General features: G+C 71.8%; 14 protein-coding genes and 1 other RNA gene. 4 read left to right on the top strand and 11 right to left on the bottom strand.

All coding sequences use genetic code 11. The features are described 5' to 3' along the window. Positions 1-316 precede the first annotated feature (316 nt). A complete protein-coding gene (locus ACWC24_RS29315) occupies positions 317-508 on the bottom strand; it encodes a DUF397 domain-containing protein (protein ID WP_450665898.1) in 192 nt (63 codons plus the stop codon). After that, a complete protein-coding gene (locus ACWC24_RS29310) occupies positions 505-1317 on the bottom strand; it encodes a helix-turn-helix domain-containing protein (protein WP_450665897.1) in 813 nt (270 codons plus the stop codon). The genes ACWC24_RS29315 and ACWC24_RS29310 overlap by 4 nt, the downstream gene beginning before the upstream one ends. Positions 1318-1451: 134 nt before the next feature. Between ACWC24_RS29310 and ACWC24_RS29305 the strand changes: the two genes are divergently transcribed. After that, positions 1452-1892, top strand: coding sequence for an ATP-binding protein (locus ACWC24_RS29305; RefSeq protein WP_450665896.1), 441 nt, complete (start codon positions 1452-1454; stop codon positions 1890-1892). Positions 1893-1940: 48 nt separating this feature from the next. On the opposite strand, the gene ssrA is transcribed toward ACWC24_RS29305, so the two are convergent. The 5 genes from ssrA to ftsE form a co-directional block, all read right to left on the bottom strand. Next, positions 1941-2330: a transfer-messenger RNA gene (gene ssrA, locus ACWC24_RS29300) on the bottom strand. A gap of 133 nt (positions 2331-2463) precedes the next feature. Then, positions 2464-3006, bottom strand: coding sequence for an SsrA-binding protein SmpB (gene smpB / locus ACWC24_RS29295; protein ID WP_450665895.1), 543 nt, complete (start codon positions 3004-3006; stop codon positions 2464-2466). 69 nt (positions 3007-3075) lie between these two features. Then, positions 3076-4251 carry a S41 family peptidase gene (locus ACWC24_RS29290; RefSeq protein WP_450665894.1) on the bottom strand — a complete coding sequence of 392 codons (1176 nt, stop codon included), beginning with the start codon at positions 4249-4251 and terminating at the stop codon, positions 3076-3078. A 67-nt stretch (positions 4252-4318) separates the two neighbouring features. Beyond that, entirely contained in the window at positions 4319-5236 is a 918-nt protein-coding gene (ftsX, locus tag ACWC24_RS29285; protein WP_450665893.1) for a permease-like cell division protein FtsX, read from the bottom strand. A 34-nt stretch (positions 5237-5270) separates the two neighbouring features. Beyond that, positions 5271-5960: a cell division ATP-binding protein FtsE gene (ftsE, locus tag ACWC24_RS29280; protein ID WP_450665892.1), complete on the bottom strand. Its 690-nt coding sequence runs from the start codon at positions 5958-5960 to the stop codon at positions 5271-5273. Between the two features lie 263 nt (positions 5961-6223). Between ftsE and ACWC24_RS29275 the strand changes: the two genes are divergently transcribed. Further along, a complete protein-coding gene (locus ACWC24_RS29275) occupies positions 6224-6418 on the top strand; it encodes a hypothetical protein (protein ID WP_392610630.1) in 195 nt (64 codons plus the stop codon). Positions 6419-6523: 105 nt separating this feature from the next. On the opposite strand, the gene ACWC24_RS29270 is transcribed toward ACWC24_RS29275, so the two are convergent. The 4 genes from ACWC24_RS29270 to ACWC24_RS29255 form a co-directional block, all read right to left on the bottom strand. Beyond that, positions 6524-7333 (bottom strand): hypothetical protein, encoded by an 810-nt coding sequence (locus ACWC24_RS29270; RefSeq protein WP_450665891.1) that lies wholly within the window; start codon positions 7331-7333, stop codon positions 6524-6526. Positions 7334-7639: 306 nt separating this feature from the next. Next, on the bottom strand, positions 7640-8743 hold the full coding sequence (gene prfB, locus ACWC24_RS29265) for a peptide chain release factor 2 (RefSeq protein ID WP_450665890.1): 1104 nt from the start codon (positions 8741-8743) through the stop codon (positions 7640-7642). Between the two features lie 327 nt (positions 8744-9070). Next, positions 9071-10315 carry a serine/threonine-protein kinase gene (locus ACWC24_RS29260; RefSeq protein WP_450665889.1) on the bottom strand — a complete coding sequence of 415 codons (1245 nt, stop codon included), beginning with the start codon at positions 10313-10315 and terminating at the stop codon, positions 9071-9073. A gap of 147 nt (positions 10316-10462) precedes the next feature. Then, entirely contained in the window at positions 10463-12148 is a 1686-nt protein-coding gene (locus ACWC24_RS29255) for a serine/threonine-protein kinase (RefSeq protein WP_450665888.1), read from the bottom strand. Between the two features lie 417 nt (positions 12149-12565). Here ACWC24_RS29255 and ACWC24_RS29250 point away from each other — a divergent pair, with 417 nt between their 5' ends. Together ACWC24_RS29250 and ACWC24_RS29245 are read left to right on the top strand one after the other, a co-directional pair. Then, positions 12566-16105: an FHA domain-containing protein gene (locus ACWC24_RS29250; protein WP_450665930.1), complete on the top strand. Its 3540-nt coding sequence runs from the start codon at positions 12566-12568 to the stop codon at positions 16103-16105. Between the two features lie 219 nt (positions 16106-16324). After that, complete coding sequence (locus ACWC24_RS29245) at positions 16325-17704, top strand: ABC transporter substrate-binding protein (protein WP_450665887.1); 1380 nt, start codon at positions 16325-16327, stop codon at positions 17702-17704. The last annotated feature ends 38 nt before the right edge of the window (positions 17705-17742 follow it).

Genomic DNA, 17742 nt, shown 5'->3' with positions numbered 1-17742 from the left:
GAAGGAAATGTTCTCCGTGACGGAAGAGGGCAGGCCAGGGCACCCGCTCGAAGAGGTGGAAGTGCCGTGCGCGGGTCAGGCGCAGGCGCGGCTCGATTGCTTCAGGAATCGCGGCATGACGACGTACCCCTCCCCGTAGCGACGGTGTTCCCCCGGTCGCCGATCGACGTACGCGGCAGCGGAGTGGTCAGCTCCACCGAGCGCGCGGCGGCCAACTGGCCTAAGGCCAGCGGCATCTACCGAACGGTAACCACATGTGTGGCGTCTGTGAAGAGCGAGAAGGCAGGGGCTCGGTTGCCTCGTATGCCCGACGACTTCAGACGGGCCGGGCGGCGACGTACGCGACGAAGGGGATCCAGGCGTCCACCGGAACGTCCACCCGCGGACCACGAGCGCCGAACTTCGAGTCCCGGACGTGGACGGTTTGGGGGGAGGGGGAGACTTCGAGGCATTCACCGCCCCCGCTGCTGCTGTAGCTGGACTTGAACCATGCCGACTCGGGGCTCACAGCTCCTCCATCACCTTTGCGATCAACCGGGCAGATTCGTCAGGGCTGAGGGCTTGCCGAAGGATCATGGCATGCCGCTGGACGATGGCGCTGACCTTGTCCGCTTCGGAGTACAGCCTTCCCGTCGCCTGGCCTTCCTCGAAGACCAACAGCTCATGCTCGACCGTCTCCAGCACGACGAATGGGCCATCCACACCAGGACCTGCGCCCACGAAGGGAAGTACCTGGATCGTCACGTTACGCGCCTCGGCCGCCTCCAGCAGTCGGAACAACTGTCGCTTGTGCGCCTCCGAGCCCCCGACAGGGTTCCTCAGCGCCGCCTCCCCGACCACAAAGCTGAACGCCCTCGTTCGCATTCCCAGTAGCGCTTGCCTCTCAAGCCACCCGGCGACTCGTTCCTCGATCTCCTCGTCGTCCAGCGGAGGCAGATACGCATTGAGCAGTGCCCGGACGGTCTCCTCGGTCTGCAACAACCCCGGGATGTGCAAGGGCTGGTAGGAGCCCAGGGAGATCGTCTCGGCCTCGTAACGCACATAGTCCTCGGCGTACGAGAGATATTTCTCGGGCTTGAGGTACTCATGCCCAGCGACCAACTTCCCCCGCGCCCCGCACAGTTGGTCCGCGATCTGCAACAGCCGCAGCGTCGGCCGGCGTCTTCCGCACTCCATCGACTTCACGTACTCGATGTCGTAGCCCGCCTCCTCGGCCAGCGCCTGGCGGCCGACCCCCGCCTCCTCGCGCCACAACTTCACCTGGCCGCCGCAGTACCGCCAGTTCTGCTGGGCCTGCTGGGACTCCCCGGAAGCCACCTGCCCACCGCCTCCCCGTGTACAGCCACTCCGTGTACCCGCTCCGCCACTCCCGAGGCTACGCACCGACCACCAGCCTGATCCCACCGAACGACGGAGAACCACCCGCGAGGAACCGAAGGAATCCAGCACGTATGCCGACCTCCCCCACCGACCCCGCCACCGCCCCCCGGAGAATCGAGTGGTGTTTCTCCCGGCACGCCCGCAGCGTGGGCCGGGCCAGAAATCTCTTCCGGGAACAAGCCGCCCGCTGGGAACTGTCGGAAGAGACGACCGAAACAGCGGTCCTTCTGCTCAGCGAGCTGATGACGAACGCGTACCGCCATGCGCGGGTGCCTGCGGGCCGCCAGATCCGGGCCCTGTGTCTCCTGCACGGCGACCGCCTGCGCATCTCGGTGGCGGACGCGAACGGCGTGCTGCCGACACCTCGGGAGACCGCACCGGAGCACGAGTCCGGACGGGGTCTGGCCCTGGTGGCCGCACTGGCGGACGGCTGGGGTGCGGAACCTCGCGCCGGGGGCATCGGCAAGACGGTGTGGTTCGAGCTGTGCGCGCCATGCGCGCCCGATGCATGACGAAGGCCCTGCCGCTCGAGAGCGGCAGGGCCTTCGTCCACATGGGATGAGTGGAGATGGCGGGAATCGAACCCGCGTCCAACGGTGCAAAATCAGGGCTTCTCCGTGTGCAGTTCGCTGCGCTTTTCTCGGCCCCGGCGATCACGCGAACAAGTCGCCGACGGGCCCAGTCACTGTTTGATTTCCCGTCCGACCCCGTGACCGGGTCGGACGGTTTAGTTCCCTAGATTATGCCAGGATCCGGGTCGGGAACATCCCCGGGCTGACACCCATTAAGGGTCCTTCACTCACTGCTTAATTAGGCAGCGAGGGCGAAGGACTGGGAATCGCTCTTAGAGTTGGCGATTATTGGTTGCGACATATGGTTAACGAGATCATTGCCGCTTCCTCGACACGCTTCCCCTGGTTCAACAGCCGCTGTCGAAACCGATCATCCCCATGTTGTTTTTTCAAATCCCTCCGGAGAGGGCCCCTCCGAGGAGGGCGTGCACCCGCTGTGAGGTGCAGTGCCATCGTACGTGACCAACACGCACCGATGCCACTGTATTCCCCGCCGACGCATTCCCGGCCGCTACGCGCCCCGCTGCCTGCGCTTCGCGGCCGCGATCGCGCGGTCGCTCTCCCGGCGGTCCTGCTGTTCGCGCAGCGTCTGCCGCTTGTCGTACTCCTTCTTGCCGCGCGCGAGCGCGATCTCGGCCTTGGCCCGGCCGTCCTTGAAGTACAGGGCGAGGGGCACGATGGTGTGGCCCGTCTCCTGGGTCTTCGCCTCCAGCTTGTCGATCTCCTCGCGGTGCAGCAGCAGCTTGCGCTTGCGGCGCACCGAGTGGTTGGTCCAGGTCCCCTGGCTGTACTCGGGGATGTGGGCGTTGTGCAGCCACGCCTCGTGCCCGTCGATCTGCACGAAGCCGTCGACCAGCGAGGCCCGGCCCTGCCGCAGCGACTTCACCTCGGTGCCGCTCAGGACGATGCCCGCCTCGTAGGTGTCGATGATCGCGTAGTCGTGCCGGGCCTTCTTGTTCTGCGCGACGATCTTGCGCTTGCCGCCCTTCTCGCCATCCCTGGCTTTGGCGGCCGTCCCCTGCTGCTTCTGCTGGGACTCTTTCGGTACGTACATTCCCTTGGACATAGTGCTTGTCATTTTCGCACTACACAGGGGTCGGAGGGAAAGCCGATTCCCGAGAGGTCAGGTGGTGTCGCCCAGGCCGCTCAGCACGGTCCGCGCCCGCGTCAGCGCCGCGCCGTCGGCCTCCACGTCGGGTGTGATGCCCGTGCCGTCCACGCCCCGACCCGACGGGGTGCGGTAGTGCCCGACGGTCAGCTCGGCGACGGAGCCGTCCGGCAGCCTGCTCGGCATCTGCACCGAGCCCTTGCCGAAGGTCCTGGAGCCCACCACGACCGCCCGGCCCCGGTCCTTGAGCGCCCCGGTGAGCAGCTCGGCCGCGCTCATCGTGCCGCCGTCGACGAGCGCGACCAGCGGTCTGGTGGTGTCGCCGCCGGGGTCGGCGTGCAGGGCCCGCTGGGCGCCGTCCACGTCGTACGTGGCGACGAGGCCGCCGTCGAGGAAGGCGGAGGCGGCGGTGACGGCCTCGGTGACCAGCCCGCCGGAGTTGCCGCGCAGGTCGAGGATGACCCCGGCGCCGGCCGGGGCCTGCCGCACGGCGGCCCGCACGTCGTCGCCGACGCCCTTGGTGAACGCGGCGACCGTGATGACGGTGACACCGCCCACGGCCTTCTGCACGGTCACGGAGTCGGTGGACAGCGTGGCCCGGCGCAGGGTCCGGGACCAGGTGCGCGTGCCGCGCTCCAGACCGAGGGTGACCTCGGTGCCGGCGGCCGCGTCCGTGGCGTCGCCGCGCAGTAAGGAGACGACCTCGGTGACGGGCCGCCCGTCGACCTTCTCGCCGTCGACGCTGCGCAGCCGGTCGCCCTTGGCGATCCCGGCGGAGGACGCCGGGGACCCGGCGGCGACCTTGGTCACCTCGATCCGGCCGTCCCGCTCGCGCCGCGCCCACAGGCCGACACCGGTGTACTGGCCGTCGAGGGCCTCCTCGAACTCCTGGTACTCCCCCTGCGAGTACACCGCGCCCCAGCGGTCCCCGCTGCGGCTGACGGCACGCTCCGCGGCCTCCATGGGGGACTTGCCCGCGGCCATCGCCTCGGCGGCCGCCCTGGCCACGTCCTCGTGGTGGCCGGCGGCGTCGGCCGGGCGGACCGTGCCCGCGGCGCTCTTCGGCTCGGACTCGGGGTCGGGGAAGGAGCCCGTCGCCGCACCGGCGGCGAGCACGCTCGCGAACACCAATGTCAGGGCGGCCCCGCGGCCGAAGCGACGGGGCTGACAGAACGGGTCACGACCTGACATGGCGGTGAGTCTAGGACAACGCAAAGGGCCGTACGGACGGTTGTCCGTACGGCCCTTTTGGCATGTGTCACACCTTCAGGTACTTGCGCAGCGCGAAAAACCCGGCGAGGGCGGGCATCAGGAAGCTCGCCGCGAGGATCAGCGGCAGCTTCGTGAGCACGGCGTCCCAGCCGACGAAGTTGATCAGCGGGAGCTTCTCTGCCAGGGAGACCCCGTTGTCGATCACGAAGTACTGACCGAGCACGAGGAAGCTGCACGCGATGGTGCCGCCGATGACGCCGGCGACGGCGGCCTCCATGATGAACGGCGCCTGGATGTAGAAGCCCGAGGCGCCCACCAGGCGCATGATCCCCGTCTCCCGCCGCCGGCTGAACGCCGAGACGCGCACCGTGTTGATGATCAGCAGCATCGCCACGATGAGCATCACGAACATCACGCCGCGCGCGGCCCAGTTGAGATAGCCGAGCAGCGTGAAGAGGTTGTCCAGGACGCCCTTCTGGTCCTGCACGGACTGCACACCGGCCCGGCCGTTGAAGGCGGTCGCGATGACCTGGTACTTCTCCGGGTCCTTCAGCTTGATGCGGTACGACTCCTGCATCTGGTCCGGGGTGAGGCTGCTGGCCAGCGGGGAGTCGCCGAACTGTTCCTTGTAGTGCTTGTACGCCTGGTCCTGCGACTCGTACAGCACGTTGTCGACGACCGACATCTTCTCCAGGTCGGTCTTGATCTGCTGCTTCTGCTCCGCGGTGACGGCACCCTTGGCGCAGTTGGGGTCGGACTCCGCGTCGCTCTTGTTGCAGAGGAAGATCGAGACGTTGACCTTGTCGTACCAGTAGCCCTTCATCTGGTTGACCTGGTCGCTCATCAGGAGCGAGCCGCCGAAGAGGGCCAGGGAGAGGCCGACGGAGACGATGACCGCGAAGGTCATCGTCAGGTTGCGGCGGAGACCTACACCAATCTCCGAGAGAACGAACTGCGCGCGCATGGCGTCTTTTTCGGGCCTTTCCGTGGGCGGTGGATCAGTTCTGGTAGCCGTAGACGCCACGCGCCTGGTCGCGGACGAGGCGGCCCTGCTCCAGCTCGATGACGCGCTTGCGCATCTGGTCCACGATGTTCTGGTCGTGGGTCGCCATCAGCACCGTCGTGCCCGTCCGGTTGATCCGGTCGAGCAGTTTCATGATGCCGACGGAGGTCTGCGGGTCGAGGTTGCCGGTGGGCTCGTCCGCGATCAGCAGCTTGGGCCGGTTCACGAAGGCCCGCGCGATGGCCACGCGCTGCTGCTCACCACCGGACAGCTCGCCCGGTCTGCGGTCCTCCTTGCCGCCGAGCCCGACCAGATCGAGCACCTGCGGCACGGACTTGCGGATCTCGCCGGGCGACTTGCCGATGACCTCCTGCGCGAAGGCGACGTTCTCCGCCACCGTCTTGTTCGGCAGCAGCCGGAAGTCCTGGAAGACCGTCCCCAGCTGGCGGCGCATCTGCGGCACCTTCCAGTTGGAGAGGCGTGCGAGATCCTTGCCCAGGACGTGCACCTGCCCGTGGGTGGTCCGCTCCTCGCGGAGAACCAGCCGCAGGAAGGTGGACTTCCCGGAGCCGGAGGACCCCACGAGGAACACGAACTCGCCCTTCTCCACCTCGAGGGAGACATCCCTCAGTGCGGGGCGGGTCTGCTTGGGGTAGACCTTGGAGACATTGTCGAATCGGATCACGGATGCACCACGGGTCGCCGGGGGTAGATGAGCGTGACCATACGCGACCGGGGCAGGCAAGCGCAGGCTCCGGTCATGGTTGCGTGCTTGATGTGTGCATTTGTGCGGGCGTTTTCCGCGGCGGCGGGAGGCCTGCCGGGTCGGGCGTCGGGGCAGCATAAAGGGGGCCGCGCCGAATTCCGCGGAACCTGGCACAGTGGAGGGGGAACGTTCTCGCTTCGGAGAGCGTTGTGTACGTGAACCGGTGCGAGGAGGGTGAGCGCATGACGTACGACCGGCTGGTGTGCGCGAACTGCGCGGCGCCCGTGAACGAGGGCCGATGCCCCGTGTGCCGCGCGAACCGTGAGCGGCTGCAACAGGAGAACAACTTCCTCGCAGGCATGAACCCGATGACGCTGATCGCGCTGCTGGCGGTGCTGATCGCGGCGGTGGCGCTGCTCGCGCACCAGACCGTGTAGGCACGGTACGCAGCTCGCACGAAGGGCCCGGAACGATGGCTTCGTTCCGGGCCCTTCCTCATGTCCGTGTACGGGCACACACGTTCCGTACGTAATCGGTCACCGTCAGGCGGCAGCGCCGCCACGGCCGCCCGCGAGACGCGGCAGCACGCGGAAGGCGACACCACCGGCGATCATCGTGGCGGCACCGATCAGCAGGAACGCGGTCTGGCCGGCACCGGTCTCGGCGAGCTGCTCGCCGTTGCTCTGGGCCGAGGTGTTGGACGCCTCCGAGGTGTCGGTGAGGGCCGAGGAGCCCTCCTCCTGCGCGGAGTTGTCGTTGGTGCCGTTGGTGTCGGTGTTCGTGTTGCCACCGGTGGCGCCGGAACCCCCGGTGGAGTCCGAGCCGCCCGTGGAGCTCGAACCGCCGGTGGAGCTGGAGCCGCCGGTGGTGGAGGAACCCCCCGAGGTGCCGGTGGACGTACCCGTCGAGGTGCCGGTCGAGGTGCCCTCGGAGGTACCCGTGGACGTGCCCGTCGAAGTACCGGTCGAGGTGCCCTCGGAAGTACCCGTGGACGTACCCTCCGACGTACCCGTCGAGGTGCCCTCGGAGGTACCCGTGGACGTACCCTCCGACGTACCCGTCGAGGTGCCCTCGGACGTGCCCGTGGACGTACCCTCCGAGGTGCCCGACGAGGTGCCCTCGGTCACGCCCACCGAGGCGCCCTCGGACGTACCCTCCGAGGTACCCGTCGAGGTGCCCTCGGAAGTGCCTTCGGACGTACCCTCCGACGTGCCGTCCGGCGCACCCACTCCGGAGACGGAGACGCCGAGGTCGAGGGCCGAGGCGGCACCGGCCACCGTCAGCGAGGCACCGGCCGCGATCACGGCACCGGCGGCTATCCGCGCGAAGCGGATACGCGTCTTCTTGGTCATCTGATTGCTACCCCCAGTAGCCGATCGTCAGTGAGGGCCGCGTACGGGGGGCGGTGATCAACGGGGACGGCTGAGAAGTTCGCCGCGCCCCCGGTTCACATGCGCCCCAGAGATACGCATGCCGCGCGTTACCCTTCCCACTTTTCAAAGCAACGTCAAGGCCGTTGCGCGCGCGATGTCCTCGTACGGGGCCTATGCCGGACCCTGCGGGCAAGAGTGTGACGAAAAGCCCAGTCGCCGGACAGAAAAAAGGCAACTGCCGCCTGTTCGGCGGCAGTTGCCTTGTCGACAAATCGTTCCGTCGGGTTACTTCTCCTGCTGCTTGCGCCAGCGAATCCCGGCCTCGAGGAAACCGTCGATCTCACCGTTGAACACGGCCTCGGGGTTGCCGACTTCGTATTCGGTGCGCAGGTCCTTGACCATCTGGTACGGGTGCAGGACGTACGAACGCATCTGGTTGCCCCAGGAGCTGCCGCCGTCCTTGAGGGCGTCCATCTTGGCCCGCTCCTCCTGGCGCTGCCGCTCCAGCAGCTTCGCCTGGAGAACGTTCATGGCGGTCGCCTTGTTCTGGATCTGCGACCGCTCGTTCTGACAGGAGACGACGATGCCGGTGGGAAGGTGGGTCAGCCGGACCGCGGAGTCGGTCGTGTTGACACCCTGGCCACCGGGGCCGGACGACCGGTAGACGTCCACCCGCAGCTCGGACTCGTCGATCTCGATGTGGTCGGTCTGCTCGACGACGGGCAGGATCTCCACGCCCGCGAAGGAGGTCTGCCGACGCCCCTGGTTGTCGAAGGGGGAGATACGGACGAGACGGTGGGTGCCCTGCTCGACCGAGAGGGTGCCGTAGGCGTACGGCACCTGCACGGCGAAGGTGGTCGACTTGATGCCGGCCTCTTCCGCGTACGACGTCTCGATGAGCTCGGTCTTGTAGCCCTTCTGCTCCGCCCACCGCAGGTACATCCGCTGGAGCTTCTCCGCGAAGTCGGCGGCGTCGACGCCACCGGCCTCGGCGCGGATGTTGACGAGGGCCTCACGGGAGTCGTACTCGCCGGACAGGAGCGTACGGACCTCCATCTCGTCCAGCGCCTTGCGGACGGCGGTGAGCTCGGACTCGGCCTCGGCGCGGGTGTCCGGGTCGTCCTCCTCCTCGGCCATCTCGAAGAGCACGACGAGATCGTCGATCCGTCCGCGCAGCGCCTCCGCCTTCCTGACCTCGGCCTGGAGGTGGGACAGCTTGCTGGTGATCTTCTGCGCCTCGTCCGGGTTGTCCCACAGGGACGGCGCGGCCGCCTGCTCCTCGAGCACGGCGACATCTGCCCTCAGCTTGTCGAGGTCCAGAACGGCCTCGATCGACTCCATGGTCGAGGAGAGGGACTTGAGCTCTTCGGATACATCGACGACTGCCACGCATCCAGCGTAACGGCTCCGCCGGGCGACGAGCGCCGGGGCAGGCGTGACCTCGTACCCGGGCGGTTCGGGCCGGGCGACGGACGGAGCCGGGATGGGCAGCGGACGGAGCCGGGACGGACCACGACCCGGTCCGACACGAGCGACGGGCGGGTCCGGCACCGACCGGCCTCGGAGTCGGCCCGGGGCTCGGGCGGACGCGGGGCGCGGGCTGGTCCCGGGGCCCGGCTTCGGTCCGCGGGCGGAGCCCCGGGGGCAGGTCCGGTCCGCCCAGGCGGGCCGGGTCCGGTCCCGGTTCGCGGGCAGGGCAGGTCCGGTCCGCTCAGGTCACGGGTTCTGCGGGGCCGAGTGCTTGCTGTCCTGCGGGGGTGTCCCCGTGTCGTCCCCCGATGTCGCCCACCAGGTGCCGATCCCGACCGCGGCCACGAGGACCACCGCGGCCGTCCCCAGCGTCACCCGGCGTCTGCGCGCCGAGGCCCGGTGGCGCGCGGATCCGGGCCGGGGCGCCCCTGCGGCCCGCGGCGCGCGCGCCGTGCCCCGGGCGCCGCCCGCGAGCTCGTCCGGGCCCGGCACCCTCATCGACGTGTGCGTGTCCCGGTTGGAGTCCGGCTTCGCGCCCGGCACCAGGGGTACGGCCCCGCGCCGGCGCACCGCGCGCTCACCGACGGGCGCGGCCGGCTCGCCCGCCTCGTCCATCGGGGCCTCCCCCGGCTCCGCGTCCGGCTCGTCCACGTCGAGCGGCGGCATCCCGGCCAGCATCGGCAGCTGCTCGCGCAGCCGGGCCGCCAGCTCCGAGGCGCGCAGTCGCGAGGCCGGTGCCTTCGCCAGGCACTGCACCATCAGCTGCCACAGCTCGTCGGGGATGCCCGGCAGCGGCACCACGGTCTCGGTCACGTGCCGGCGCAGCACGGCGCCCTGATGCCCGCCCCCGAAGGGCGTGAACCCGGCCAGCAGCTCGTACAGCACGGTCGCGAGCGCGTAGATGTCCACCGCCGCCCGCGGCGGCAGCCCCTCCACGATCTCCGGCGCCAGATAGTCCGGCGTTCCGATGATCTTCGTGGCGCGGGTGCGCTTGGGCGAGTCGATCAGTTTGGCGACCCCGAAGTCCGTCAGCAGCGCCGGATGCGCGCCGCCGGGACCCAGCGGGCCCTGCATGTCCAGCAGGACGTTCTCCGGCTTGACGTCCCGGTGGACGACCCCGGCGGCGTGCGCGGCCGCGAGTCCCTCCGCCACGTCCGCCACGATGGCCACCGCCGCCTCGGGCGCCAGCCTGCGCTCCCGGTCCAGCCGGGTGCGCAGGTCCGTGCCGCGGACGAGATCCATGACCAGCGCCAGGTCGTTCCCGTCGACGACGAGATCCCGCACGGACACCACATGGGGATGTTCGAGGCCCAGCAGCGCCGTGCGCTCCTGGACGAAGCGGCCCACGAGTTCCTCGTCGGACGCGAGGTCCTCGCGCAGCAGCTTGATGGCGACGGGCCCCTCGGGCCCCTCGCCCAGCCACACCGTGCCGGCGCTGCCGCGCCCCAGGATCTGGTGGGCGGCGTACCGGCTGCCGATCTTCCGTGCCAAGGCTGCTCCTACGGACGCGTGTTGTCGCTAAAACTACGCGTCCGGCGAGCCAACCTTCACCGCCGAGGCGGAAATCACCTGTCAGGTGTCGACAAATCCCCAGACAGACGGCCGGCCGGCGGTCGCCCCGCCGGTCCGGCCGGTCCGTCAGTTGTTGCCGCCGCCGGTCGGCGCGCCGCTGTTGCCGAGATCCCCGATCCAGCCGGACACCTGGTCGTACATGTGCACGATCTGGCCCCAGAAGCTCCGGGTGGTGCCGATCCAGTCCTGGAGCGGGGTCAGCTCCCAGATCAGCCAGCCGGCGACGAACAGGATGACGATCGTGAACAGGCACCCCTTCAGGCAGCCCAGACCCGGGATCTTCATCGGGTTGGCGCTGCGCTGGCGGGGCTCGCGCGGCTCCCGGGCGGGCCGCTGCGGCTGCTGCGGCTGGCGGGGCTGCTGAGGCGGCGCGTACTGCTGCGGCTGCCGGGGCTGCTGCTGCGGCTGCTGGTACCCGTACCCCTGCTGGTAGCCCTGCTGACCGCGCTGCTGCGGCTGCTGCTGCGGCTGTCGGGCCGGGCGCGGCGCGGGCTGCTGCGGGCGCGCGACCTGGCGCTGCGGGCGGCGCCGCAGCGGGTCCTCGCCGGGGTCGAGGTACTGGACCTGCGTCTGCTCGTTGCGGTCGCGGGCGGCCCTCAGCTGGGACTGCCAGGGGTGCGGCTCCGCCGGGCCGCCCGGCCGCTGTCCGGGCTGGTTCGGCGGCACCGGCGGCATGACGGCGGTCGGGTCCGCCGCGCCCCGGTTGGGCAGTACGGCGGTGGGGTCGGCGGCGCCCGCCGGGCCCCCGGTGTGCGGCAGGAAGCTGGTCGCGGCGTTCGGGTCGTACATCCCGGGCGCCTGGCCGGTGGGCAGCACCTGGGTGGCGTCCGCGGACCCGGGCACCACGGACGGCGCCAGCAGGGACCCGACGGCCTCCGCGGCGGCGATCTGCGCGGAGTTCGCGTGCACGCCGATGCCCTCGGCGACGACCCGCAGGGCGTGCGCGAGGTTCACGGCGCTCGGCCGTTCGTCCGGGTTCTTGCGCAGGCAGCGCTCGATGACCGTCCACAGCGGGTCGGGCACGGTGGAGGGCCTGCGGGGCTCGGCGCTCAGGTGCTGGTGCAGCACCTCCAGCGCGGAGCCGCCACCGAACGGCGGACGCCCGGTGACCAGTTCGTACAGCAGGATCCCGGCGCCGTAGATGTCGACGGCGGCGGTCTGCGGGCGGCCCTCGGCGGACTCCGGGGCGACGTACGCGGGCGTGCCGACGAACTCGTGGGTGCGGGTGAGGCCGGGTGAGTCGGCGAGGCGCGCGATGCCGAAGTCGGTCAGCATCGGGTGCATCCGGCCGCCGTCCTGCCGCAGCAGGACGTTGGCCGGTTTCAGGTCGCGGTGCACCACGCCGTCGGCGTGACTGGCGGCGAGCGCGTCCGAGATCTGGGCGGTGAGCAGGGCGGCGGCGACGGGTGAGAAGGGCCCGTTCTCGCGCAGGTAGCGGTGCAGGTCGGGGCCGTCGACGAGGTCCATGACCAGCGCCAGCAGATCGCCCTCGACGACCAGGTCGCGGACCTGGACGATGTTCGGATGGGTCAGCCGGAGCAGGACCGACCGCTCCCGCAGGAACCGCGTCACGACGTCCTGGTCGTTCGCGAGCTCCTCCTTGAGGACCTTGATCGCGACGGTCTCGCCGGGCTGGCCGGGAACGGCCGCCTCGGCGCCCGCGGTCTCACGCTGGCGGGCTCGCCAGACGGTGCCCGTGGCGCCGCGTCCGAGCGGCTCCTCGAGCAGATACTTGCTGCCTACCGGCCGCACGTCATGTGCTCCCTGCTGCTTGCCTGGTGTTCCGGCCCAACTGTCGGATGTTCCGACCCACTCTAGTGCCGCCCCGTCCGGCACCGGGATGTCGTCATTCTGTGGGTCTTACGTACCCGAGCCCGTACATGTTCGAAGGAAAGACGCTCGCCGGGGCCACCGTGGTTGCCGTAAGCGAACGTGACCGATCTCAAGCGGTCGCCCGCACGGTCCGGGTCAGGCACTTTTGCGGGCAGAGCCGACCATTCAAGATCACTTGGTGGTGGGCGGCGGGCGCGTTGTCGGTGGCAAGTGCGAGGATGCCCCCAGTACTGGCCGACGTGCTCGTGCGGGGTGGGAGAAGTCCGCGGTGGGGGACCGCGGCACGGCTTCGTCCTCGCCCGGCGGGCGCCCGCGCAGAAGGGACCGCTGACGGCGATGCAGATCCGGCTGACCGTCGTAGACCCCCTGGGTCCTCCCTCCGATCCGCGGGGGCGCGCCACCGCCCGCGACGTGCTGGTCACCGCGCCCGCGGGGACGGCCCTGGCGGCGGTGGCGGCGGCGCTGTCCTCGTCGGTCTCCGGCGAGGCGGGTGGCTCCGCGCACGACCGCCCCCGGGAGTCCGCGGGCGGTCCCGTGGTGCTGTACGTCGGCGCGGAGCGGCTGGACGCCCAGCGCTGCACGCTCGGCGAACCCCCGCTGATCGACGGCGCGGTGCTGTCCCTGGGCGCCCCCGCCGAGCCCGAGCCGCACCCCGAGATGGACGACGCCCCGGCCCAGCTCCACGTGGTGGCGGGCCCGGACGCGGGCGGGGTCCATCTGCTGCACGGCGGCCCGGTGAACATCGGCCGCTCCGCCGACGCCGACGTCCCGCTCGACGACCCGGACGTCTCCCGGCTGCACTGCGCGGTCACCCTCGACCCCGACGGCCGCGTCTCGGTCGCCGACCTCGGCTCCACCAACGGCACCGCCCTGGACGGCACCCGGGTGCACACCCGCCCGGTGCGCTTCACGCCGGGCGCCCTGCTGCGCATAGGCGAGTCGGCGCTGCGGCTCGCCCCCGCCGGGGGCCCCGGGGCGAGGGTGGCGACGACGCCCGACGGCGAGGGACATGTGCGGGTGGCCTGCGGGGCCGGGAACGAGTCCTTCGCCGGTGACGGCCAGGACCGGGCCGCGCACCGCGCCGGCACGTCCGGCACGTCCGCGCAGGCTCCGGGAGCGCCGGACGCCGCGGCCGGCGCCGGCTCCCCCGACACCCCCGACACGGGCACCGGACACGCCTACGGCTCGGTGAGCTGGGGCGCCTCCGGCACCGCGTCGGGCGCCCGCGCCCACGGCCCGGTGGAACCCCCCGTCGTGCCGGTCCAGGGCGGGGCCCCGCTGATCGAGAACCACGGCGCCGCGCCGGGCGGCGGCACGACGTACGGCAGAGGCGACGGCGACACCCACGGCGGACGGACCGGGGCGGACGGCTCCGGCACCACGGACCCCGGCCGCTTCGGCGGCGACCGCTTCGGCAGTGGTACGACGGACGCCCTCCGGTCCGGGACCGGCCCCGGCGCGGACGCCGACCCCGCGCCCCCGCACACCTTCCACACGCCCGGCGGAGCACCGGCCGCGCGCAGGCGCTCCGGCGGCCTGACCGGGTGGGCCCGGCGGCTGGCCGGCGGCCGCGGCACGCCGGACCCGGCAGGACCCGGCGGGTACGACGAGCAGCCGCAGGGCGGGGCCGTCGCCCCGTCGGCGCTGTCGCCCCGCAGACCGGACACCTGGCCGGACCCGGCCGCCCTGCTGCTGACGGCGCTGGGCCCCGGCCCCCGGCTGTGGGAGCGCGGCCCTGGGCACCCGGAGACGCTCACGGTGCGGCTCGGCACCACCGACCGGACCGCGCCCGACGGCTCGGGTCCGCTGCCCGCGGTACCGGTGACCGCCGATCTGCGCGAGGCCGGGGCGCTGGGCCTCGCGGGTCCGCGCCCCCGGCTGTCCGGGCTTGCGCGCGCGGTCGTGGCGCAGCTCACCGCGCTGCACTCCCCGGACACCCTGGAGATCGTCCTGCTCAGCGCGGACCGCTCCCGCCCGGTGGAGGAGCGTGCCGCGGAGTGGGCCTGGCTCGGCTGGCTGCCCCATGTGCGCCCGGCGCACGGCCAGGACTGCCGGCTGCTGCTCGCCTACGACCGTGAGCAGACGGCGGCCCGCACCGAGGAACTGCTGCGCCGGCTGGCGGACCACCCGGAGGACCCGGCCCCCGCGGCCCACCGGTCGGAGCCGTACGGCCGGCCGGCCGTGCCCTCCCCCCGGCGCCCCTCCTGGGCCCGGGACGACGGCGCGGCGGACTCGGCCGAGGCCTTCCCGGGGCCGTACACCGTGGTCGTCGTCGACGGCGACCCCGGGGGTGCGGACCTGCGCGAGGCGGTGGCCCGGCTGGTGGTGGAGGGCCCGCGGGCCGGCATCCACGTGGTGTGCCTGGCCGAGACGGCCCCGGCCTCGCCCGCCTCCCCGGTGACACAGACGTACGACGCGGCCTGCGCGGCGACCCCGGTGTTCCGTGAGTGCGGCGCGGTGGCGCTGCTCAGCGGGGACGTGGCGACGGCGGTGCAGCTGATGCGGGTCGGCCGGATCGCGGCGGACCCGGCCGGGCACGGCCCCATCGGCCATGGCACGGTCGCGGCCGTGGACGCCGTCTCGCTCGCCTGGGCCGAGCGGTTCGGGCGGGCGCTGGCGCCGCTGCGCCCGGACGGCGCCCCGGGCCAGCGGCAGCCGCGCGTGTCGGTGCCGCTGCCGCAGGCGGCGCGGCTCCTGGACGAGCTGGGTCTGGCGCGGGCGACCCCCGCGTCCCTGATGGCCCGCTGGGCCGACGCCGGCGACGACGCCGAGGCGCTCGGCGGCCGGGCGGCGGCCGTCCTGGGGGCCGGACCGCGCGGACCGGTCGGCGTGGACCTCGTCGTCGAGGGCCCGCATCTGCTGGTCGAGGGACCGGCGGGCAGCGGGCGTACGGAGCTGCTGCGGGCCCTGGTCGCCTCGCTCGCCGCCGCCGAGCGCCCCGACCGGCTGGGCATCGTCCTGGTGGACGGCCGGGACGGCTCGGGCAACCCGGGCGGCGGCCATGGCGAGGGTCTGCGGGTCTGTACGGACGTACCGCACGTCACCACGCATCTCACCGCCAACGACCCCGTGCGCATGCGGGAGTTCGCGCAGTCGCTGAGCTCCGAGCTGAAGCGCCGGGCCGAGCTGCTCGGCCGCTCCGACTTCGCCTCCTGGCACGCCCGTCGCGAGGTCTCGGGCCGGATCGTCGCCCAGCGCACGGCGTCGGCCCGCGGTACGTCCCGGCCCGGGGGCGGGTCCGGAGCCGGGCTCGGGACGGGAGCGGGTCTCGGGTCCGACGGCTCGGATGATCTCGACTCCCCACCCAGCGCGACGATCCGGCTGCGGCCGGGCGCGGCCGGGCGGCGGACCGAGGCGCCGCCGCCGCTGCCCCGGCTGGTGGTGGTCGTGGACGACCTGGACGCGCTGGTCTCCCCCGCGCTGGGCTCCCCCGGGCGGCCCGCCGCGGGTTCCGTGATGCGCGCGCTGGAGGCCGTGGCCCGCGAGGGCGAGCGGCTCGGCGTCCACCTGGTGGCGGCCACCGGCCCCGGCGGCCGTACGGCGGAGACGGAACCGGCCCGCCGGGCCGCGCTGCGGGTGACGCTGGAGGCGCCGGAGTCCGGGGCCGACGAGCCGGCGCCGGGGCGCGGACAGCTCAGCGTCGCGGACGGGCGGACGGTCCCCTTCCAGGGCGGCCGGGTCACCGGCCGCATCCCCCGCACGGCGACCCTGCGGCCCACGGTGGTCCCGCTGGACTGGTCCCGCATGGGCGACCCGCCGGCCCGCCGTCCGGTGCGGGAACTGGGCAACGGTCCGACGGACCTGGCCCTGCTGGCCAGCGCGCTGGAGCGGGCGGCCCGGGAGGTGTCGGCGGCGCAGGTGCCGTCCCTGCTCTGACGCGTCCCGGGGCCTGTCCGCCGGACAGGCCCCGAGCGGACAGGCCCCGAGTCCGATCCGCCGCGAGTCCGTTCCGTCCCGATCGCGCCCGATCACGACGTGGTCACGATCGCCCACTTGACACCGTATGCGCTCTTGCCGACCCCATGGACCCGGCGTAGACCGGAGCGCACGGGGCAAGCGGTCGACGTTCGACGACGAACGAAGAACGGGGCAGTGATGCTGAGGACGAGCAGAACACACCGGACACGCACGACCGCGAGAGCGGCGGCAGCCGTCGCCGCGGGCGCACTGGCACTCTCGCTCACCGCGTGCGGAGGCGGCGGCGACAAGAAGAGCGACGGCGGGAGCACCGCGAGCGCGGACGGCACCGTCGCCCTTCCCAGGCTCGACGGCACCACCCTGTCGGTCGCCGCCGTCTGGACCGGGGCCGAACAGGCGAACTTCAAGAAGGTGCTGGCGGAGTTCGAGAAGCGCACGGGCGCCAAGGTCACCTTCGTGCCCGCCCAGGACCCGATCATCAACTTCCTCGGATCGAAGATCGCGGGCGGTCAGCCGCCGGACGTGGCGATGCTGCCCCAGCCGGGCGCGATCAAGCAGGCCGTGGAGAAGAACTGGGCCAAGCCGCTCGGCGCCGAGGCGCAGGCCGAGCTCGCCAAGAACTACTCCCAGGCCTGGCAGGACATCGGCAAGGTCGACGGCAAGCAGTACGGCGTCTACTACAAGGCCGCCAACAAGTCCCTGATCTGGTACAACGCCAAGGTCTTCGAGAACGCGGGGGCGAGCGAGCCGAAGACCTGGCCAGAGCTGCTGAACACCGCGCAGACCGTCTACGACTCCGGGGTGGCCCCGTTCTCCGTCGGCGGCGCCGACGGCTGGACCCTCACCGACTGGTTCGAGAACGTCTACCTCTCCCAGGCGGGCCCGGAGAAGTACGACCAGCTGGCCCAGCACAAGATCAAGTGGACGGACCCCTCGGTGAAGGAGGCGCTGACCACCCTCGCCCAGGTCTGGGGCAAGAAGGGCTACGTGGCGGGCGGCGCGGACGGCGCGCTCCAGACCGAGTTCCCGGCATCCGTGACGCAGACCTTCACCGGCGGCGACCAGCCGAAGGCGGCCATGGTCTTCGAGGGCGACTTCGTGCAGGTCAACATCGGCGAGACGAAGGCGAAGGTGGGCACGGACGCGAAGGTGTTCCCGTTCCCGAAGGTCGGCGCCACCGCGCCCGTGGTCAGCGGCGGCGACGCGGCCGTCGTGCTGAAGGACTCCAAGGGCGCGCAGGCGCTGGCCACCTTCCTGGCCTCGCCGGACGCCGCGACCGTGCAGGCGAAGCTGGGCGGCTACCTCTCCCCGAACAAGAACGTCGACCCGTCGGTGTACCCGAACCCGGTGCAGCAGAAGATGGCCAAGGCGCTGATCGCAGCCGGCGACGACTTCCGCTTCGACATGTCCGACCAGGCCCCGCAGGCCTTCGGCGGCACCCCGGGCAAGGGCGAGTGGAAGGACCTCCAGGACTTCCTGAAGAACCCGTCGGACGTGGCGGGCACCCAGGCGAAGCTGGAGAAGGACGCGGCGGCGGCGTACGGGAACGGGAGCTGATCCGGCGATGGCGTCGGACATCCCGGCGGGGGCCGGTC

The sequence above is a fragment of the Streptomyces sp. NPDC001443 genome (assembly GCF_053597355.1).
The sequence above is the reverse complement of the archived record's forward strand: the minus strand, read 5'-3'. Positions and strand labels throughout refer to the sequence as shown.

What these genes read in the sequence shown, in the direction of transcription:
- ACWC24_RS29305 (WP_450665896.1), top strand. Translation starts at nt 1,452, where the DNA reads ATGCCGACCTCCCCCACCGACCCCGCCACCGCCCCCCGGAGAATCGAG.
- ACWC24_RS29290 (WP_450665894.1), bottom strand. Translation starts at nt 4,251, where the DNA reads ATGTCAGGTCGTGACCCGTTCTGTCAGCCCCGTCGCTTCGGCCGCGGG.
- ACWC24_RS29245 (WP_450665887.1), top strand. Translation starts at nt 16,325, where the DNA reads ATGCTGAGGACGAGCAGAACACACCGGACACGCACGACCGCGAGAGCG.
- ACWC24_RS29270 (WP_450665891.1), bottom strand. Translation starts at nt 7,333, where the DNA reads ATGACCAAGAAGACGCGTATCCGCTTCGCGCGGATAGCCGCCGGTGCC.
- smpB (WP_450665895.1), bottom strand. Translation starts at nt 3,006, where the DNA reads ATGTACGTACCGAAAGAGTCCCAGCAGAAGCAGCAGGGGACGGCCGCC.
- ftsX (WP_450665893.1), bottom strand. Translation starts at nt 5,236, where the DNA reads ATGCGCGCGCAGTTCGTTCTCTCGGAGATTGGTGTAGGTCTCCGCCGC.
- ACWC24_RS29250 (WP_450665930.1), top strand. Translation starts at nt 12,566, where the DNA reads ATGCAGATCCGGCTGACCGTCGTAGACCCCCTGGGTCCTCCCTCCGAT.
- ACWC24_RS29275 (WP_392610630.1), top strand. Translation starts at nt 6,224, where the DNA reads ATGACGTACGACCGGCTGGTGTGCGCGAACTGCGCGGCGCCCGTGAAC.